16 protein-coding genes are annotated in these 17,072 nt (G+C 61.7%); 12 read left to right on the top strand and 4 right to left on the bottom strand.

Annotated features, from left to right (window positions below; genetic code table 11):
* The first annotated feature begins 36 nt into the window (after positions 1–36).
* The 6 genes from ACK4FK_RS03350 to ACK4FK_RS03325 all read left to right on the top strand — a co-directional run bounded on the left by ACK4FK_RS03350 (position 37) and on the right by ACK4FK_RS03325 (position 6,870).
* Entirely contained in the window at positions 37–843 is an 807-nt protein-coding gene (locus ACK4FK_RS03350; RefSeq protein WP_291008896.1) for an ABC transporter ATP-binding protein, read from the top strand.
* Entirely contained in the window at positions 843–2,807 is a 1,965-nt protein-coding gene (locus ACK4FK_RS03345) for an AMP-dependent synthetase/ligase (protein WP_409741086.1), read from the top strand. The genes ACK4FK_RS03350 and ACK4FK_RS03345 overlap by 1 nt, the downstream gene beginning before the upstream one ends.
* The gene (locus ACK4FK_RS03340) at positions 2,804–3,688 is read left to right on the top strand and encodes a branched-chain amino acid ABC transporter permease (RefSeq protein WP_409741084.1); all 885 of its coding nucleotides are present in this window, start codon (positions 2,804–2,806) and stop codon (positions 3,686–3,688) included. The genes ACK4FK_RS03345 and ACK4FK_RS03340 overlap by 4 nt, the downstream gene beginning before the upstream one ends.
* Before the next feature lie 3 nt (positions 3,689–3,691).
* Positions 3,692–4,744 carry a branched-chain amino acid ABC transporter permease gene (locus tag ACK4FK_RS03335; RefSeq protein ID WP_409741081.1) on the top strand — a complete coding sequence of 351 codons (1,053 nt, stop codon included), beginning with the start codon at positions 3,692–3,694 and terminating at the stop codon, positions 4,742–4,744.
* A gap of 55 nt (positions 4,745–4,799) precedes the next feature.
* Positions 4,800–6,017, top strand: coding sequence for an ABC transporter substrate-binding protein (locus ACK4FK_RS03330; protein ID WP_409741079.1), 1,218 nt, complete (start codon positions 4,800–4,802; stop codon positions 6,015–6,017).
* Between the two features lie 61 nt (positions 6,018–6,078).
* Complete coding sequence (locus ACK4FK_RS03325) at positions 6,079–6,870, top strand: ABC transporter ATP-binding protein (RefSeq protein ID WP_409741076.1); 792 nt, start codon at positions 6,079–6,081, stop codon at positions 6,868–6,870.
* 12 nt (positions 6,871–6,882) lie between these two features.
* Here ACK4FK_RS03325 and ACK4FK_RS03320 read toward each other — a convergent pair whose 3' ends face one another.
* Positions 6,883–8,094, bottom strand: coding sequence for a phenylacetate--CoA ligase family protein (locus ACK4FK_RS03320; protein ID WP_409741073.1), 1,212 nt, complete (start codon positions 8,092–8,094; stop codon positions 6,883–6,885).
* 17 nt (positions 8,095–8,111) lie between these two features.
* The gene (locus ACK4FK_RS03315) at positions 8,112–8,906 is read right to left on the bottom strand and encodes an enoyl-CoA hydratase/isomerase family protein (protein ID WP_409741070.1); all 795 of its coding nucleotides are present in this window, start codon (positions 8,904–8,906) and stop codon (positions 8,112–8,114) included.
* 136 nt (positions 8,907–9,042) lie between these two features.
* Between ACK4FK_RS03315 and ACK4FK_RS03310 the strand changes: the two genes are divergently transcribed.
* From ACK4FK_RS03310 to ACK4FK_RS03295, 4 genes are all read left to right on the top strand, one after another.
* Positions 9,043–10,281 carry a thiolase family protein gene (locus ACK4FK_RS03310; RefSeq protein WP_409741067.1) on the top strand — a complete coding sequence of 413 codons (1,239 nt, stop codon included), beginning with the start codon at positions 9,043–9,045 and terminating at the stop codon, positions 10,279–10,281.
* A 33-nt stretch (positions 10,282–10,314) separates the two neighbouring features.
* Positions 10,315–11,085 carry an SDR family NAD(P)-dependent oxidoreductase gene (locus tag ACK4FK_RS03305; RefSeq protein WP_409741064.1) on the top strand — a complete coding sequence of 257 codons (771 nt, stop codon included), beginning with the start codon at positions 10,315–10,317 and terminating at the stop codon, positions 11,083–11,085.
* A gap of 434 nt (positions 11,086–11,519) precedes the next feature.
* On the top strand, positions 11,520–12,350 hold the full coding sequence (locus tag ACK4FK_RS03300) for an alpha/beta fold hydrolase (RefSeq protein WP_409741061.1): 831 nt from the start codon (positions 11,520–11,522) through the stop codon (positions 12,348–12,350).
* Between the two features lie 92 nt (positions 12,351–12,442).
* Entirely contained in the window at positions 12,443–12,784 is a 342-nt protein-coding gene (locus ACK4FK_RS03295; protein WP_409741058.1) for a hypothetical protein, read from the top strand.
* Positions 12,785–12,820: 36 nt separating this feature from the next.
* On the opposite strand, the gene ACK4FK_RS03290 is transcribed toward ACK4FK_RS03295, so the two are convergent.
* A complete protein-coding gene (locus tag ACK4FK_RS03290; protein ID WP_409741055.1) occupies positions 12,821–14,248 on the bottom strand; it encodes a mechanosensitive ion channel family protein in 1,428 nt (475 codons plus the stop codon).
* 329 nt (positions 14,249–14,577) lie between these two features.
* Between ACK4FK_RS03290 and ACK4FK_RS03285 the strand changes: the two genes are divergently transcribed.
* Positions 14,578–15,651 (top strand): Bug family tripartite tricarboxylate transporter substrate binding protein, encoded by a 1,074-nt coding sequence (locus tag ACK4FK_RS03285; protein WP_409741052.1) that lies wholly within the window; start codon positions 14,578–14,580, stop codon positions 15,649–15,651.
* 69 nt (positions 15,652–15,720) lie between these two features.
* Here the strand turns inward: ACK4FK_RS03285 and ACK4FK_RS03280 are convergent, their stop codons facing one another.
* Positions 15,721–16,497: an IclR family transcriptional regulator C-terminal domain-containing protein gene (locus ACK4FK_RS03280; protein WP_409741049.1), complete on the bottom strand. Its 777-nt coding sequence runs from the start codon at positions 16,495–16,497 to the stop codon at positions 15,721–15,723.
* A gap of 101 nt (positions 16,498–16,598) precedes the next feature.
* Here ACK4FK_RS03280 and ACK4FK_RS03275 point away from each other — a divergent pair, with 101 nt between their 5' ends.
* Positions 16,599–17,069: a MaoC family dehydratase gene (locus ACK4FK_RS03275; protein WP_409741046.1), complete on the top strand. Its 471-nt coding sequence runs from the start codon at positions 16,599–16,601 to the stop codon at positions 17,067–17,069.
* The last annotated feature ends 3 nt before the right edge of the window (positions 17,070–17,072 follow it).

Raw genomic sequence — 17,072 nt, 5'->3', positions numbered from 1 at the left:
ACTCGACCGATGCCAGGGAGGAAACGAGTGGAAGCGATGGCAGTGCCGCATGGCGCGGCTGCCGGAGCGCGCAAGCGTCCGGTGCTCGCCGCCCAAGACATCGGTTTGCAATTCGGCGGCATCAAGGCGCTGGATGGCGTCACCATTGAGATCTGCAGCGACGAACTGGTCGCGGTGATCGGCCCGAACGGGGCCGGCAAATCCTCGCTGATGAACTGCTTCAGCGGCTTCTATCGTCCGCAGCGCGGCGAAATCCAGTTCGACGGCACGTCCGTGATCGGCAAGTCGGTGCACCAGATTGCGCGCGCCGGCCTCGCCCGCACCTTCCAGGGCACGCATATCTTCTCGGGCATGACGGTGATCGAAAACATCATGATCGGCCGGCATATGCACATGCGCAGCAGCATCCTGGATGCCTTCATCCATTTCGGCCGCTCGCGCAATGAGGAATTCGCCCAGCGCGAGGTGGTGGAGGAAATCATCGAGCTGCTGGAGATGGAGGCGATTCGCCACCGTCCGGTCGGCACGCTCGGCTATGGCCAGCGCAAGCGGGTCGATCTTGGTCGCGCCTTGGCGCAGGAGCCGAAAATCCTGCTGATGGACGAGCCGATGGCCGGCATGAATACCGAAGAAAAGGAAGATCTGGCCCGTTTCATCCTGGATGTGCGCGAGGCACGCGGCATTCCGGTGGTGCTGGTCGAGCATGACATGGGCGTGGTGATGGATCTGGCCGATCGCGTGGTCGTGCTGGATTTTGGCCGCAAGATCGCCGAGGGCACGCCAGCCGAAGTCCAGCGCGATCCGGCGGTGCTCAAGGCTTATCTGGGTGAGGGAACGCGCTGATGATTGCGATGCAGACCCTGCCCCAACTGCTGCTGCTGCGTGGCCAGCAGGAGCCCAGCCGCCTGGCGCAGCGCCACAAGAAGCGCGGCATCTGGCGCGAATACAGCTTCGGCGATGTGCTCGAGCAGGTGCGCGGCCTCGCTCTCGGGCTTGATGCCATGGGTGTGAAGCGCGGCGAAACGGTTGCCATCATCGGCGAGAATGAGCCGGACAATTTCTGGGCCGAGTTTGCCGCACTGGCGCTCGGAGCGAAGGTCATATCGCTCTACCCCGATCTGACGGCTGGCGAAATCGACTATCTTCTGAATGACAGCGAGGCGGTCTGCCTGATCGCCCAGGATCAGGAGCAGGTCGACAAGGGCCTGGCCATCCGCGATGCCGTACCAGGCCTGCGGCATATCCTGTACTGGGACACGACGGGCATGTGGTCCTACGGCGACAAGGGGCTGCATACCACGCAGGACGTGACAACCCGGGGTATCGAGCGTCACCGCGCCAGTCCCGCTGCCTTCGAGGCGATGGTGGCGGCAGGACAGCCGGACGATATCGCGGTGCTGTCTTACACGTCGGGCACCACTGGCCGGCCCAAGGGCGTGATCGTCACGCACAAGATGATGATCGACAACGCCTACCGCATCATGAGTGCGGCCGAGGTGCGGCCCGGTCTCGACTATCTAACCTATATTGCGCCGGCCTGGATCACCGAGCAGATCGTCGGCGTCACCATGGGCCTGGCCGTGCCGATGGTGGTGAATTTCCCGGAATCGCCCGAGCAGGTTCTGGCAAACCTGCGCGAAATTGCGGTGGAGATGATGGTCTTCGCGCCGCGGCAGTGGGAAAGCCTGGCGGCGACGATCCAGGCTCGCATGCTGGATGCCGGCCCGCTGCGTCGTCGCATCTACGAATGGGGCGTGGCGATCGGGCATCAGGTGAATGTCGGTCGCCTGGAAGGCAAGCCGGCGCCGCTGCTGGCGCGGCTGCTCTATCCGCTGGCGGATGCGCTGGTGCTGGAGCCGCTGCGCGACAAACTTGGTCTGACCCGGCTCAGCCTGCCGGTCTGCGGTGGCGCCACCATGGCGCCGGATGTATTCCGGCTGTTCCATGCCATCGGCGTGCCGCTGCGCAACATCTACGGCGCTACCGAGATCGGCCTGCTGACCCTGCACCAGAGCGAGAGCTACAACCTCGAGACCGTCGGCCACTGGATGAAGCCACATCCGGATGCCGGCAAGCCGCTGGAATGGAAACTGTCAGAGGCCGGCGAGCTGCTGGTGCGCGGCGGTTCCTTCTTCCAGGGGTATTACCGCAATCCGGAGAAGTCCGACGAGCGTCTGCAGGATGGCTGGTACCAGACTGGCGATGCCGTCACCCAGACCGAGAGCGGCGAGCTGGTCTTCCTCGAGCGAATCAGCGACCTACGCCGCATGCGCAGCGGCGACAGCTTCCCGCCGCAATATATCGAAACCCGGCTGCGCTTCAGCCCCTTCATCAAGGACATCCTCACCCTTGGCGATGAAAGTCGCGATTTCGTCGGCGCGCTGATCAATATCGACATGGAGGTGCTGTCGCGCTGGGCGGAAGAGCGCAACATCACATACTCCACCTTCACTGACCTGTCGCAGAAGCCGGAAGTGGCGACGCTGATCCGCGAGGATATCCGCCGCGTCAACCGCTTCCTGCCGGAACATGCGCGCGTGCGCCGCTTCGCCAATTTCCCCAAGGAACTCGATCCTGACGAAGGCGAGCTGACCCGTTCGCGCAAATTGCGGCGTGAATTCATCACCGAACGCTATCAGGCCCTGGTGGAAGAGATCTATCGCGGCAGCAGCACGGCGGCCGTTAACATCCTGATCACCTACCAGGATGGTCGTAAAGGTACGCTCTCGGCAACAGTGCGCATCAACGATGTCGACGAGGGCTTCAACGTAATTGAAGTGCAGGACAACAGGCGGGCCATCGCATGAGCGACTTTCTAAACTACACCATCAATGGTGCGCTGATCGGGTTGTTGTATGCCCTGATCGCCATGGGCTTCATCGTCATCTACCGCGCCTCCAAGGTGTTCAATTTTGCCCAAGGTGAGCTGGTGGTGTTCGGCGGCTTCGTGGTCTGGTGGATGATCACCTCCATCGGCCTGCCATACTGGATCGGCATTCCGCTGGCTTTCGTTGCCGCGGCCCTATTCGGCTTTGCCATCGAGCGCATCTTTTTCTCGCGCCTGGTGGGTGAGTCGGTCTTTGCCATGGTGATGGTCACCATCGGCCTGCTGATCCTACTGCGCGGTCTGATCTTGGTGTTGTTTGGCCCGCAGGTGCGGCCGTTCCCGATCATCTTCCCGCTGCAGCCGGTGATCATCGGCGACATCCTGATCCCGCGCTCGTTGTTCGTCGGCGGCATGATCACCATCGTGGTCGGCCTCGGTCTCTCCTGGTTCTTCAACCGCACGCGTCCGGGCTTGCGCATGACGGCGGTGGCGGAAGACCACCAGGTGGCAGTGTCGATGGGTATCTCGGTCAAGCGCTCGGTGGCATTTGCCTGGATCCTCGGCTCGGTGTTGTCGACGCTGGGCGCGATCATCTTCCTGAGCGGAAAATCGGTCAGCTTCCTGGCCTCCGAGATCGGCCTGGCTGCGCTGCCGGTCGCTTTACTGGCCGGCTTTGAATCGATCGGAGGCGTGCTACTTGCCGGGATCATCGTCGGCATCATCCAAGGCCTGGTTATGGCCTATGTCGATCCGGTCATCGGCGGCTCCGTCGGCAATGTGTTCCCGTTCATCATCATGCTTGTCATCCTGTTCATCCGGCCAACCGGCATGTTCGGTTGGAAAATGGTCGAGAGGGTCTGAGCCATGGATCCCGCTGGCGTCTTTGCAACCAGCTTCGCGCGCGACCAGTCGCTGATCCGCACGCGCAAGCAGTTCCTCTGCCTGGTGCTTTTCCTGCTGCTGTTGGCGGTGCTACCGATGCTGGTCGGTCCGCGCCTGGTGGCGGTAGCGACTTCGGCGCTGATCACCGTAGTGGTGACTGTCGGCCTGCAGATTTGCACCGGCTATGGCGGCCAGATCAATCTTGGCCAGGCTGCTTTCATGGGCAGCGGCGCCTATGCCACCGCTGTTCTGGCCAGCAAGTTCGGCTTCCCGTTCTGGGCAGCGATCCCGCTGGGCGGCTGCGCGGCCGCCGCCTTCGGTTTCATCTTCGGCCTGTCGGCGGTGCGCATCAAAGGTTTCTACCTTGTGCTTACCACCATCGCGGCGCAGTCGCTGTTCCATTTCCTTGTGCTCAACCTGCCGCAGTCATGGCTCGGCGGATCCAACGGCCTGTCGCTCGAGCCGGCGCAACTGTTCGGCTTCGCCATCGATACCGATCGCTCGATCTACTATCTCTGCCTGGCCTTCGCCGTGGTGATGGTGGCCGGTGCTTTCGGCATTGCGCGTAGCCGTCATGGCCGAGACTTTGTGGCGGTGCGCGACGATGATGTCGCGTCGGGCATGATGGGCATCGATGTCGTCCGCACCAAGGCCATGGCCTTCCTGGTGGGTTCCTTCTATGCAGGCATCGGTGGTGGCCTGTGGGCCTATTACGTCCGCTTCGTCGCCGTCGACCAGTTCACGCTGTTCCACTCGATCTGGTTCGTCGCCATGGTCATCGTCGGCGGAATCGGCTCGATCACCGGCGCCCTGATCGGCGTTGTGGTCATTCTCTCGATCCGCGAGAGCTTCATCAGCCTCGGTCCCACCTTCGTGCAGGTGGTGCCATGGCTGGGTGGCGACGTGGTGTTCGCCACCCTCAACATCTTCCTGGGCGGTGTAATCGCCGCGTTCCTGATCTTCGAGCCGCGCGGCCTGATGCATCGCTGGTCGATCATCAAACGCTCCTACCGGCTCTGGCCGTTCTCCTACTAGCGTTTCGCATGGCGTAGACGAGTTCCACACACACGAAAAACGGGAGGAAGTAACAATGAAAATGTTCGCACGCACCGTGCTTGCCGGAATGGCCACGCTAATGCTGGCTGCCCCGGCGCGGGCCCAGACCACCTATAACATCGCCTCGCTGGCCGATTTCACCGGGCCATATGCCGACGTGATGAAGGACCTCAACGGCGCGCGTCATTCCGCCGTCGCCTGGTGGAATGCCGAAGTGGGCAAGGACCTCGGCGTCCAGCTCCGCATGAAGGATTATGACCATCGTTACGACGCTGCCCAGGTTGCCAGCCTGTGGCCCGGCATCAAGGCCGAGCTGAACCCGATCATCGCCCTTGGCGTCGGCGCGCCGGATGCCACCGCGCTGCAGGGTCGCCTGCCGGCCGACGGCATTCCGCTGATCATGTCGACTGCCGGCTATGGCTTCGGCTGGAAGAGCGATCCCTGGGTGTTCAACCCGCGCTCGACCTATGCGCATGAGGCGGCTGCCTTCCTCGAATGGTACCGCAAGCAGAACAATGTCACCGGTGCGCTGAAGGTTGCGGTCTTCTCGTCCGAGGCCTCGCCGGCCTATGTCGATATCGCCAAAGGCCTGCGCAAGTATGCCGATGAGAACAAGGCCACCATCGACCTGGTCGAGATCGTCTACACCGAGGTGCAGCCGACCGATCTGACCACCCAGGTGAACCGCGTCCTCAACAAGGGCGCCCAAGTGCTGGACGTGCAGACCAACACGGCCGCCGTGGTGGCGGTGAAGCGTGCATTGCAGGCGTTGAACAAGAAAGTGCCGATCGTGATGAGCTCGCATAACGGCATCACTGCCTCGGCCTCGGCCATGGGCGGCATTGCCAACCTGGAGGGCGACTACGAAGTCTACGGCATGGCGATGCCAACCGACGAGAACACCAAGTCGCGTCAGTTCTATGAAAAGCTCAAGAACCAGTATGGCATGAAGGGCGGCTGGACGGTGCCGACCGTGATGGGCCTGAACCAGACCCTGGTGGCGCTGCGCGCAGTAGAGGCTGCGGCCAAGAAATCGGGCGCGGCGAATGTCACCGGCCGCGGCGTGCGCGAAGCGCTGCTCAGCACCACGATTACCAGCGAGCAGACCTTTGAGATCCTGTCGGATGTGAAATACACCAACGATGCGCCGTTCCCGACCACCGGGGCGACGGTGAATATCGGCATCGTGAAGGGCGGCAAGTATGTCACGGCCGCTCCGGGTGTAGCGGTGCCACAGATCGGGAAGTGGTAACCCAGTCGCAAGGGCGGGCCGGGCGTAATGCCCGGCTCGCTCTATAATGCAGGAGGCGCGCGTGCTTGAACTCAACAACGTCGAAGTGATCTACAGCGAAGTCATCCTGGCGGTGAAGGGCGTCTCGTTGCGCATCAGCGAGGGGCAGTGCGTCGCCCTATTGGGCGGCAACGGCGCCGGCAAGTCGACGACGCTGAAGGCGATTTCGAATGTGATCAAAACCGAGGACGGGCGCGTCACCTCGGGCAATATCCAGTTCAATGGCAAGCGTATCGACAACCAGGATGCGGTCGATATCGTCAATGACGGCATCATCCATGTGATGGAAGGCCGCCGCGTGCTGCGCCACCTGACTGTGGAGCAGAACCTGATCATCGGCGGCCACAAGGAAACCAGCCTGCGCGCGGTGCGCCAGCGGCTCGATGAGGTCTATTCCCGCATCGGCCGGCTTGCCGCCCTGAAGGATCGCACATCCGGCTATCTGTCGGGCGGCGAACAGCAAATGCTGGTGATCGGCCGCGCCATGATGGCGCGCCCCAAGCTCATGCTGATCGACGAGCCGTCGCTTGGCCTCGCGCCTTTGATGGTCGACGAGGTCTTTGCGGTTCTGAAGTCACTGAAGGATGCCGGCGTCACGCTGCTGGTGGTGGAGCAGAATGCGCGTGTCGCATTGCAACTGGCCGATTACGGCTATGTCATGGAAAACGGCCATATCGTGCTGGAAGGTGCCGGCGATGAGCTGCGCAGCAACGAAGATGTGCGTGAATTCTATCTCGGCCTGAATATCCAAGGCGAACGCAAGAGCTACCGCGACGTCAAGCACTACCGGCGGCGCAAGCGCTGGCTCGGCTGAGCCAGTTGGCGTTTATTGCCGCAGGTCACGTACCAGCGGCGCTTCGGCAGTCAGCTCGGCACTGCTGGTAATCTCGACACGATCCGCCTTGAGGCGCGACAGCTCGCGGAATTTCTGCTGCGCCGGTTCGGTCACGCTGCCGGGATCGATACCGTCCTGCAGGGCGAGGCGCAGGGTGACGCAGTCGCGATGGCCCTCGCGGCTGATCGAGGCCTGGGCGCGCTGGATACCGGGTACGGCGATGGCTAGGTCTTCCAGCTGCCGCGGATAGATGAAGATCTCGCGCGCCTTCACGGATTGGCCGACACGGCCTTGCAGCATGGAGATATGCGCCACGCTGCCATCGTCGTGCAGGGCGCGCGCCATGGCGACATCGCCGGTGCCGAAGCGGATCAGCGGCCAGCCCGGCCGCAGTGTGGTGACCACGATTTCGCCGGGTTCGCCTATGGGCAAGGGGCTGCCGCTCACCGGATCGCAGATCTGCACGATGCGGTCGGGGTGGATTTCGTAGCCTTCCTGGGCATCGCGCTCGAAACCGATCAGGCCGAAATCAGCCGTGGCATAGACCGAGAAGGTCCGCAGGCCATAGCGCGCTTCCAGCCGGCGCCGCTTGCCCATCCAGTCACCGAATTCGCCGCCCAGAAGGGCGGATTTGACCCGCCAGTCGCGCGGCAGTTCGTGGCCGGCCTGCTCCAGGGTTTCCGCCAGGGTGACGAAATAGGCTGTGGCGGCACAAATACAGGTGACGCCGAGGTCGCGGATCAGCTTGGCCTGCATTTCACTGCCGCCGGTGCCGGCGGGAATGACTGCGGCGCCGGTGCTGCGCAGGCCTTCATCCAGCAGCAGCCCGGCCGGCACCAAATGATACGACCAGGTGTTCAGCACCACGTCGCTGCTGTCGATGCCGGCAGCGGCGAAGGCGGCGCCGAAGCCCAGGCCGTCCACTTCGCCGCGGAATTGCGGCTCGTTGATCGGGCCAGGCGAGACGAAGATGCGTTCGATCTCCGCGGACGGCGCGGCCAGGAAGCCACCATAGGGCGGCGCCAGGCGCTGCTGCTCGATCATTGCATCCTTCTTGAAGACGGGCAGGCGCGCCAGATCACCGGCATCGCCCAGCTGAGCCGGACGCAGGCCGGCGGCATCGAACTGGGCGCGGATGGCGGGCGCCGCCTCATAGGCATGGCTCTGGATGCTGCGCAGTCGGGCAAAACGGCTCTCAGTCATTGCGTACTCTCCCCCGATCAGCGACCGGTAAAGCGCGGCTGGCGCTTTTCCACGAATGCGGCCAGCCCTTCCTTCAGGTCGGCGCTCTGCGCATGTACTTCCGACGCTAGAAGTTCCAACCGCAGCGCCTGAGCAGACGGCTGCTCCAGACCATCATCGACCAAGGCCTTCATGCGCCGCAGCACCAGCGGGCTTTTCACCGCCAGTTTGGCCACAAGGCGCCTCGTGGCGGCCATCAGATCGGCATCCTCCACCACTTCGTTCACCAGTCCGGCTGCGACAAGCTCTTCGGCCGGAACCGACTCACCGGTAAACAGTAGATATTTGGCGCGGGTGGGGCCGATCTTGCGCGGCAGCCGTACGGAACTGCCGCCGCCCGGCAGCAGGCCGAAATTCGCATGGGCATCGCCCAGTTTGGCCGAGCGTGCGGCGATCACCAGATCGCAGCACAGCAGCAGTTCCAGCCCGCCCGCCATCGCCAGCCCGTTCACCGCCGCGATCACCGGCCGGGGGAAGCGTTCCAGCCGGGTCATCATGTCGAGCACGGAATTCAGGAAATTGCTGACATTCGCGCCATCTTCACTACTGCTGGCGCGCACGAACTTGAGGTCGGCGCCAGCACAGAAGGCACGGCCGTTGCCGGTCAGCACCACGGCGCGGATATCGTCCTGGTCGGCGCGGTCGAGCGCGGCTTGGATGCCGGCGACGATGGATGGAGTGATGGCATTGAGGGCGGCCGGCCGGTTCAGGGTGATCCAGACGGCACTATCGCGAACCTCGACCAGGACGCTGGAATCAGCGGATGCGTTCAAGGGTTTCCTCCGTTTATTGACTCATGAGTCATTAAATCATATTATAGGTCACAATGTAGACTATAAAGAAATATTGGCAAGCGCCGCGAGGCCAGAACGGCCTGTCGTGCCGCAGCCAATCCCAAGGGAGGAAAAGATGGAACAGATTTATATCGCCGGCGTCGGCATGACGTATTTCGGTCGCCAGCTCGACAAGACGATCAAGGCCATGGCCGGAGAGGCCGTGCAGTGCGCGCTGAAGGATGCCGGCCTCGACAGCCAGCCGGCGGAAGCCGCCTTCTTCGCCAATTCGGCGCAGGGCCATATGGAACGCCAGCATATGATCCGCGGCGAAGTGGTGATGCGCAGCATGGGCGTTGGCGGCATTCCGGTGGTGAATGTGGAAAATGCCTGCGCCAGCGCCGCCACAGCCTTCAATCTGGCGGTCAACTTCCTCAAGGCCGGTGATGGTGACGTGGCACTGGCGCTCGGTGCGGAAAAGATGTTCTCCACCGACCGCGAGCTGATGTTCTCGGCCTTCGATGGCGCCTGGGATGTCGAGGATATCCCGGCGATCCGCGAGCGCCTGCTGAAGCTGGGCGATGGCGTCGAGGTGCCGGACGGCACGACCTCCCCGAAACCCTACAGCGCCTTCATGGATGTCTATGCTGCCTTCTCGCGCGCGCATATGAAGCGCTTCGGGACCACGCAGCGTCATCTCGCGGCCGTTGCCGCGAAGAACCATACCCATTCGGTGCACAATCCGCTGGCGCAGTTCCGCGATGCCTATACGGTCGACCAGATCCTCGCCGCGCCGCCGATCACCTATCCGCTGACCCTGCCGATGTGCTCACCGATCTCGGACGGCGCGTCGGCGGCGCTGCTGGTCACTGAATCGGGCCTGCGTCGGCTTGGCATCGACAAGAACCGCGCCATCAAGGTGCTAGCCAGTGTGCTGCAGTCCGGTAGTGACCGCGACCCTTCAGAGGTCGAAAAGCATTGCACCGCGCTGGGCTCCAAACGCGCCTATGAAAAGGCCGGCATCGGCCCGAAGGACATTTCAGTGGCTGAGGTGCATGACGCGACCGCGATGGGCGAGATCATCCAGATCGAGAATCTCGGCTTCTGCGATTTTGGCGATGGCGGACCGATGTCCGAGCGCGGTGAGACCGCGCTGGGCGGCCGCATTCCGGTCAATCCTTCCGGCGGCCTGGAATCCAAGGGCCATCCGGTCGGTGCTACCGGGCTTGCGCAAGTCTTTGAACTGGTGACGCAGCTGCGTGGCGAAGCTGGCCCGCGCCAGGTCGAGGGTGCGCGGCTGGCGCTGGCCGAGAATGGCGGGGGCCTGCATGGCATCGAAGAGGCGATTGCCAGCGTGATCATCCTCGGCCGCTAAAACCACTGCCGTTTAATTCCTGGGAGGAAAACAATGAATCTCCAGAACAAGGTCGCCGTTGTCACCGGCGCCGCATCCGGTCTTGGCCTTGCCACCTGCAAGAATATGGCGGCCGCCGGGGCCAAAGTGGTTGGCCTCGACCGCGACGAGACGAAGCTCGCCACACTGGCTTCCGAGCTTGGCGCCAATTGCATCGTACGCAGCGTCGATGTGGCGGATGAAGCCAGCGTGCAGGCTGGCATTGATGCGGCCGTGCAGGCTTTCGGCACCATTCATGTGGCGGTGAACTGCGCCGGCGTTGCCGACTCGGCAAAGACGCTGTCACGCGGCCAGCCATTCCCGCTTGCGACCTGGAGCAAGGTGATCGCGGTCAACCTGACCGGAACGTTCAACGTCATCCGTTTCGCTGCCCAAGTGATGAGCGCGAATGAACCCGAAGCCGGCGGCGAACGCGGGGTCATCATCAACACCGCCTCGGGTGCGGCCTGGCAGGGCCAGATCGGTCAGGCGGCCTACAGCGCGTCCAAGGCCGGCGTGATGGGGTTGACCCTGCCGGTGGCGCGCGACCTTGCCGAACTCGGCATCCGCGTGGTGACCATTGCGCCAGGCCTGTTCGACACCTCGATGGTGGCGGGCCTGCCGGAGAATGTGTCACAGTCGATCATCAATCGCATGATCCTGTTCCCCAACCGCATGGGCCAGGCCGAGGAATTCGGTGGCCTGGTGCGGCATATCGCGGAAAACCAGTATCTCAACGCGACCACGATTTCGCTCGATGCCGGTGCGCGCATGTCGGCACGCTGACAAGGGTAGGAACGGCGGTACGGCTGGTTACTTCGCCGGCCTGGTGTGGCGCAGGCGCCAGCCCACGGCGGGATTTTCCATAATTGAAGGTTATCGGGTTGCGGCAAAAAGATCTGCGTCTAACTAACAGTAAGTTCGCCGGTGGCTCACTTGGATCCTCCACACTGCATTGAATAATCATGAAGTAATTGAGGATTCTGGCGCAATTCGGTTTTCCGCATGCGCGCAGGGCTCGGACAATTCGCATAAACCGATCACTCCTGGCCCGGGGAGAAGCAAGGACAATGGAACAGCCCGCGATCTCTCGCCGTAAGGTTCTTATTGCCGCTGCCACTACATTGGTAACTTCCGCACTACCAGTCGTCCATGCGACCGCACAAACGGTCCCGATGTCCGGCGCTCAGTCTTCGCAACCCACTAAAGGAAATAAAGCCATGAGCTTCGTGACGATGGGCGACGGGACCGAAATCTTCTACAAGGACTGGGGTCCGAAGACAGCCCAGCCTGTCGTGTTCCATCATGGCTGGCCGCTCAGCGCAGACGATTGGGATGCGCAGCTAATGTATTTCCTTCTGAAGGGGTACCGGGTCGTCGCGCATGATCGTCGCGGCCATGGCCGTTCGACCCAGACCCATACCGGCAACGAGATGGATACCTATGCCGCCGACGTGATCGAACTGGCGAAGGCGCTGGACCTGAAGAATGCCATTCATGTCGGGCATTCCACCGGCGGTGGCGAAGTGGCGCGCTATGTCGCGCGCGCCGAGAAAGGCCGCGTCGCCAAGGCCGTGCTGATCGGCGCCGTGCCGCCGATCATGGTGAAGTCGGATAAGAATCCCGGCGGCCTGCCGATTGAGGTCTTCGACGGCTTCCGCGCCGCCCAGGTCGCCAACCGCGCGCAGTTCTTTCTGGATGTACCGACGGGTCCCTTCTACGGTTTCAACCGGCCGGGCGCCAAGCCATCCCAGGGTATTATCCAGAACTGGTGGCGCCAGGGCATGATGGGCGGCACCAAGGCGCAGTATGACTGCATCAAGGCCTTCTCGGAAACCGACTTCACCGAAGACCTGAAGGCAATCACCGTGCCGGTGCTGATCATGCATGGCGACGACGACCAGATCGTGCCGATTGCAGACAGCGCCCACCTGGCCATCAAGCTGGTCAAGAACGGCACACTGAAGGTCTACAAAGGTCTGAGTCACGGCATGGCGACCGTCAACGCCGACTTGATCAACGAAGACCTTCTTGCTTTCTTCAAGGCCTGAACTCTGGCAGGCGCCATGGCAGCGTGGCGCCTGCACATCTAAATTCGGTTGCAGAGGCCCTGTACACGAACGAAGGGTTTAAGGAGATTGCCATGTCCCGCAGTATGTTCCTGGCCGCAGCATTAGTTTTTGGTCATCTCTCCGGAACCGCCTGGGCTGGAAGCTTCAATATCATTCCAGGCACAAGCGCTATTGTCGATGTCGGTGATCGCGAAAGCTACACCACGCTCACGATCGTGAATCGCGGTACATCAGGGGGTAGCTTGCAGTTGCCTGATGGTCGTGTGATCGGCGTGCCGGCCGGCGGGCAGGCGGAAGTCTACGATCGGCTGGGGCACACAGGCCGCGGGCCAAGCTATGTCACCATCACAAATAACGGCAGCACGCCGTTGCGCGTGGTGACGCGCTATCAGTTCAGAGAACAACTGCCGTAATTGTCCCGGATCGCGATTGATCCACTGGGGCGGCAGCTATTCCACCGGGACACCGAGCATCTGCCTGATCCGGCCTACGAGAGAAGAGGCCGTCCCGAACGGGCGCTGGGGGGCTGAATTGCCCGCATTTGCCATTTTGGCCAGCCGGGAGAGTGTGACGCTGACTTCGTCTGCGATGCTTGGACGCTCCTGCATCAGCTTGGCCACGGATGTTTTGTCCACTTCATAAGCTACGACGCCCGTCAGCGCATGGATGCTGCCGATTTCCTCGGAGCCGGTGAAAAGTCCAAACTCGCCGAAATAATCCCCGGGCGAAAGGCGGCTGAACTCATTCGTGGTATCGCCGCGAAGGTTGATGCTTACCACGCCGGATCGGATGATAAACAGGGATGTGAGTGTTACCCCCTGTTCGGCGATAATATCGCCTTTGCGGTAAACTCTGCGCTTCATCCCATGGGCCAGCTCCTCTTTTTCTTCCTCCGTTAAAGACGCGAAGATCGGCAATGCATCGAGCAGGCGCAGGGCTGTGCTGCGACCGGCGGCGCTTGAGTCCGTTGGAGACACTTCCTTGGCAGGTGCCAGGGAGAGCCCGGAAGCCTTGGTGTGACGATAGATGAGATCATAGACCTCGTGCCTGGCAGCGGCGGCGGCCGTGAAGTCGCGGACGCGGAAGGACAGTTCAAGTTCGATCGCTTCGGACGTCAGGGATTTGATCTCGACCCTGGGTGGGGGCGACGCCATGATCGAGTTGCTGCTGAGCAGCACGGTCCGGAAGACATCGGAAATGGCGGACGGGACCGTCGTTGGCACAACCTGGACATTCAGCCGCACGCCATGGGTGCGGTTCGGACTGCTGAGATTGATCAGGTGCGCTCTGGCCAGGCTGTTATTGGGGATGATTACTAGGTCGTTTGACCCGTTCAGAAGGTGGGTTGCCCGCCAGTTGGTCTCGATGACGCGGCCCTCAATGCCATTCTCATTCAGGACAAGCCAGTCACCGACCGCATAGGCATGGCTCATGTTCAGGGCGATGCCGGAGAACACGTCGGACAAGGTACTCTGCAGGGCCATGCCGAGGATGATGGCGAACACGCCTGATGTGGCAATCAACGTTCCGATTGGCGCTTGGAAGACATAGGCGACAATGGAAAGCGTGGAGCCCAGATAGATCAGAGCAACGGCCAGATCCTGGATAAGTTTTCCTTCTCGTGGGCGACGCTCCAGGATGAGGAACGCCCGGGCGCAGCTCGTGAGTACCCAGGCGACGTATAGCCACCAGACAATTTTCGCCATTGCGATGAATGTCCGTTCGACGAGCGGTGTCGTCTCGGGGGCGACTTCGTAGGGCACGATATGGTGGTAGAAGAGCAGACCAGTCAGGATGAAGAAGAATGACACCTGTGATGCCAAACGGCGGATCGGGTATCGCTTCCACGTGAGCTGGGTGACGATCACGCCGAACACAGCTAAAGCCCCCGTTTGGACATACGGGCTAGTGATAAGGTCATTGATTGAAAGGCCTAGCATCAGTCCCTGCTCCGCGGTGATGCGGAGAAGGTGGCATTTCCATCGGGGTGCCTCCAAGGAAGCGACCTGTTAGCAGCCAAACCGCATGCTTTTGAAACTATCGATTGGATAGTGAAACGGCTCAGTCCGGCCTGCGCCGATAAATCTATCTCGAGCCATGAGTTCTCCATACGGAGTTATTTAAGTGGGCTGCATTGCTCAATGGGGCTTGCCAACCAGCTGAAAGCATGTCCTAGTGTTCACTTAGAGAATAAATAGTTCACTAGATGAACAATTTTCTCAGCCCGACCAGACGCCCCACGGCAGAAGGCCGGTCATCGACCAGTGCAAACCGCAGGTCGAGACAAATGAATGGAGGAAGGCTCGTGAAGAAAACCATCTGGGCAGCAGCCCTGACCGCTGGCATTGCGGTCGCAAGCGTCATCGGAACCCCTGCGGTTGCGCAGAGCTTCCCGAATCTGGTGAAGGTCGTTGTGCCATTCCCCGCAGGCGGAACGACCGACATCCTGGCGCGCGATGTTGCGGTCTCGCTGAGCGAAAAGCTTGGCACCACGGTCATCGTCGAAAACCGGGCGGGTGCCAGCGGCGCGATTGGCTCCGAGATCGTGGCGCGGTCGGCCCCCGACGGCGGCACCATGCTGCTGACCGCCACGCACCATGTGATCAATCCCGGCCTCTACAAGAAGCTTCCTTATGACACGGCCAAGGATTTCTCGCCGGTCGCACTGATCGGCAGCGTTCCGAACGCGCTTCTCGTCAACCCGAGCGTTCCAGCCAAGAACGTCGCTGAACTGATTGCGCTGGCGAAGAAAGATCCTGGCAAGCTGACCTTCGGGTCCTCCGGAATCGGTGGTGCCAACCACCTGTCGGGCGAACTGTTCAAGTTCATGGCGAATATCGACATCGAGCATGTTCCCTACAAGGGCGCGGCGCCGGCGATGACGGACCTGCTGGGCGGCCATCTGCCCATGATGTTCGATTCCCTACCGACCGTTCTGCCGGCAGTGGCTTCGGGTAAGGTCCGTGTCCTGGCCGTGACCAGCAAGACGCGTTCGGCCGCCATGCCGGAGATTCCGACGATGGATGAAGCTGGTGTGAAGGGCTTCGAGGCGACGGCCTGGTTCGGCATGTACATGCCGGCCAATAACGGCTCGCCGGTGCAGGCCAGGTTGGAGGCCGTGATGAAGGAAATCCTGGCGTCAGACACGATCAAGGCGAAATTCGCCAAGCTGGACGTGGATCCGGGTAGCCTGACCGGCAAGGAATTCACCACCTTTGTGAATGCCGAGATGGCAAAATGGTCTGACGTGATCCAGCGCGCGAAAATCGAAGCCCAGTAAGCGCCGGACTTCGGGAGGGCGGGCCGGGTCGCGCAGAGTCGACCTGCCCCGTCCTTTTTCTACGCAGGCCTAGAAGTTTGACCGGGCCCGGATTTCCTCTGCCGCCTTGCGAAGAGGCAGCAGAAGGCGTTCTTTCGCCTGGGCCTCGGTCAGCGATCCGGCAATCGTATTGACACTGACAGCCGCCATGACATTGCGGGCGGCGTCCCGCACCGGAACCGACAAACCGCAGATCGCCGGATCCAGTTCGGACTCGATCCAAGCATAGCCCTGGTCGCGCACTTTGGTCAGTTCTTTCTTCAGGGCTTTGCCATCCGTCAGGGTGCGGCTGGTGAAGGCCTTGCGATCCGTTTTGGCCAGATAGGTCTCGAGTTCGTCTTCCGGCAGACCGGCAAGCAGCACGCGCCCCAAAGAGACTGCGTGGGCCGGCAGCCGGCTGCCAATACCCAGATTGTTGGTCAGGATGCGGCGTGCGGGCAGGCGCAGGATGTAAAGGATATCCGAGCCATCGAGCACGGCCATGGCGCAGGATTCGCCAACTTCGGCGCGCAGGTCCTCCAGGACGAACTGCGCGTAGCCCCAGTAGGGCAAGCCGTTCAGGAATGACAGGCCAAGGCCGAGCGTCCGCGGTGTCAGGAAATAGTATTTGCCGTCGGACTTGCAGTAGCCGAGTTCGATCAGCGTCAGCAGCACACGGCGGGCGGCCGCGCGATTCAGATCCGATGCCGTAGCCAGTTCTGCGAGCGTGAAACGACCCGGTGGTCGCCCCAGCGCCTCAATGACTGCCAAGCCCCGTGCAAACGACCTGAGAAAGGCCTGTGGATCTCGATTGGCTTCTTCAACCATTTTGCCCGCCTGATGACTCATGTCTCTTGCCAAGTGTGCGGCAAATGTGCAAGGTGTTCATCTAGAGATCATAATGTTCATCTAGTGAACCGGAGGAAACCGTGGAGCAGGGCTTTGCGACTGATTTTTGGAAGGACGCGGACGCGCGGAAAATCTGGGACGACATCGTTCCCGGCGAGCCGCGCAAAACCATTCCGTATGTGCTGACCCTGGAGGCGATCCAGAAGTATTGCCGTTCGGTCGGCGACATGAACCCGCTGTATTTCGACGAGCTCTACGCCAAGAAGAGTCGCTTTGGCGGCATCGTGGCGCCGCCGGCCATCCACATCCTGTTGATGTTCGCCTGCACGCCAAATGACGACTGGATGCGCAGCCCCGGTACCGTCAATGCAGGCCAGTCCTGGAGCTACAACATCCCGGCCCGGCCCGATGACACCATTCACCTGCAGGCGCGCGCGCTCGACAAGTTCATCAAGCGGGAGCGCCTGTTCGTCATCCACGACAATGTCTTCACCAACCAGAACGGCGAGGTTATCTGCTCGGGCCGCGGTTGGACCATCCGTGCAATGTGAGGC

Source organism: Ferrovibrio sp. (genome assembly GCF_046297895.1).
Taxonomy (GTDB): Bacteria; Pseudomonadota; Alphaproteobacteria; order Ferrovibrionales; family Ferrovibrionaceae; genus Ferrovibrio.
This window is presented reverse-complemented; position numbering and strand designations above follow the sequence as displayed.

Excerpts from the sequence above, each read along its gene's own strand:
- ACK4FK_RS03350 (WP_291008896.1), top strand. The coding sequence starts at position 37 with ATGGCAGTGCCGCATGGCGCGGCTGCCGGAGCGCGCAAGCGTCCGGTG.
- ACK4FK_RS03345 (WP_409741086.1), top strand. The coding sequence starts at position 843 with ATGATTGCGATGCAGACCCTGCCCCAACTGCTGCTGCTGCGTGGCCAG.
- ACK4FK_RS03340 (WP_409741084.1), top strand. The coding sequence starts at position 2,804 with ATGAGCGACTTTCTAAACTACACCATCAATGGTGCGCTGATCGGGTTG.
- ACK4FK_RS03335 (WP_409741081.1), top strand. The coding sequence starts at position 3,692 with ATGGATCCCGCTGGCGTCTTTGCAACCAGCTTCGCGCGCGACCAGTCG.
- ACK4FK_RS03330 (WP_409741079.1), top strand. The coding sequence starts at position 4,800 with ATGAAAATGTTCGCACGCACCGTGCTTGCCGGAATGGCCACGCTAATG.
- ACK4FK_RS03320 (WP_409741073.1), bottom strand. The coding sequence starts at position 8,094 with ATGACTGAGAGCCGTTTTGCCCGACTGCGCAGCATCCAGAGCCATGCC.
- ACK4FK_RS03310 (WP_409741067.1), top strand. The coding sequence starts at position 9,043 with ATGGAACAGATTTATATCGCCGGCGTCGGCATGACGTATTTCGGTCGC.
- ACK4FK_RS03305 (WP_409741064.1), top strand. The coding sequence starts at position 10,315 with ATGAATCTCCAGAACAAGGTCGCCGTTGTCACCGGCGCCGCATCCGGT.
- ACK4FK_RS03300 (WP_409741061.1), top strand. The coding sequence starts at position 11,520 with ATGAGCTTCGTGACGATGGGCGACGGGACCGAAATCTTCTACAAGGAC.
- ACK4FK_RS03295 (WP_409741058.1), top strand. The coding sequence starts at position 12,443 with ATGTCCCGCAGTATGTTCCTGGCCGCAGCATTAGTTTTTGGTCATCTC.
- ACK4FK_RS03285 (WP_409741052.1), top strand. The coding sequence starts at position 14,578 with ATGAACAATTTTCTCAGCCCGACCAGACGCCCCACGGCAGAAGGCCGG.
- ACK4FK_RS03280 (WP_409741049.1), bottom strand. The coding sequence starts at position 16,497 with ATGGTTGAAGAAGCCAATCGAGATCCACAGGCCTTTCTCAGGTCGTTT.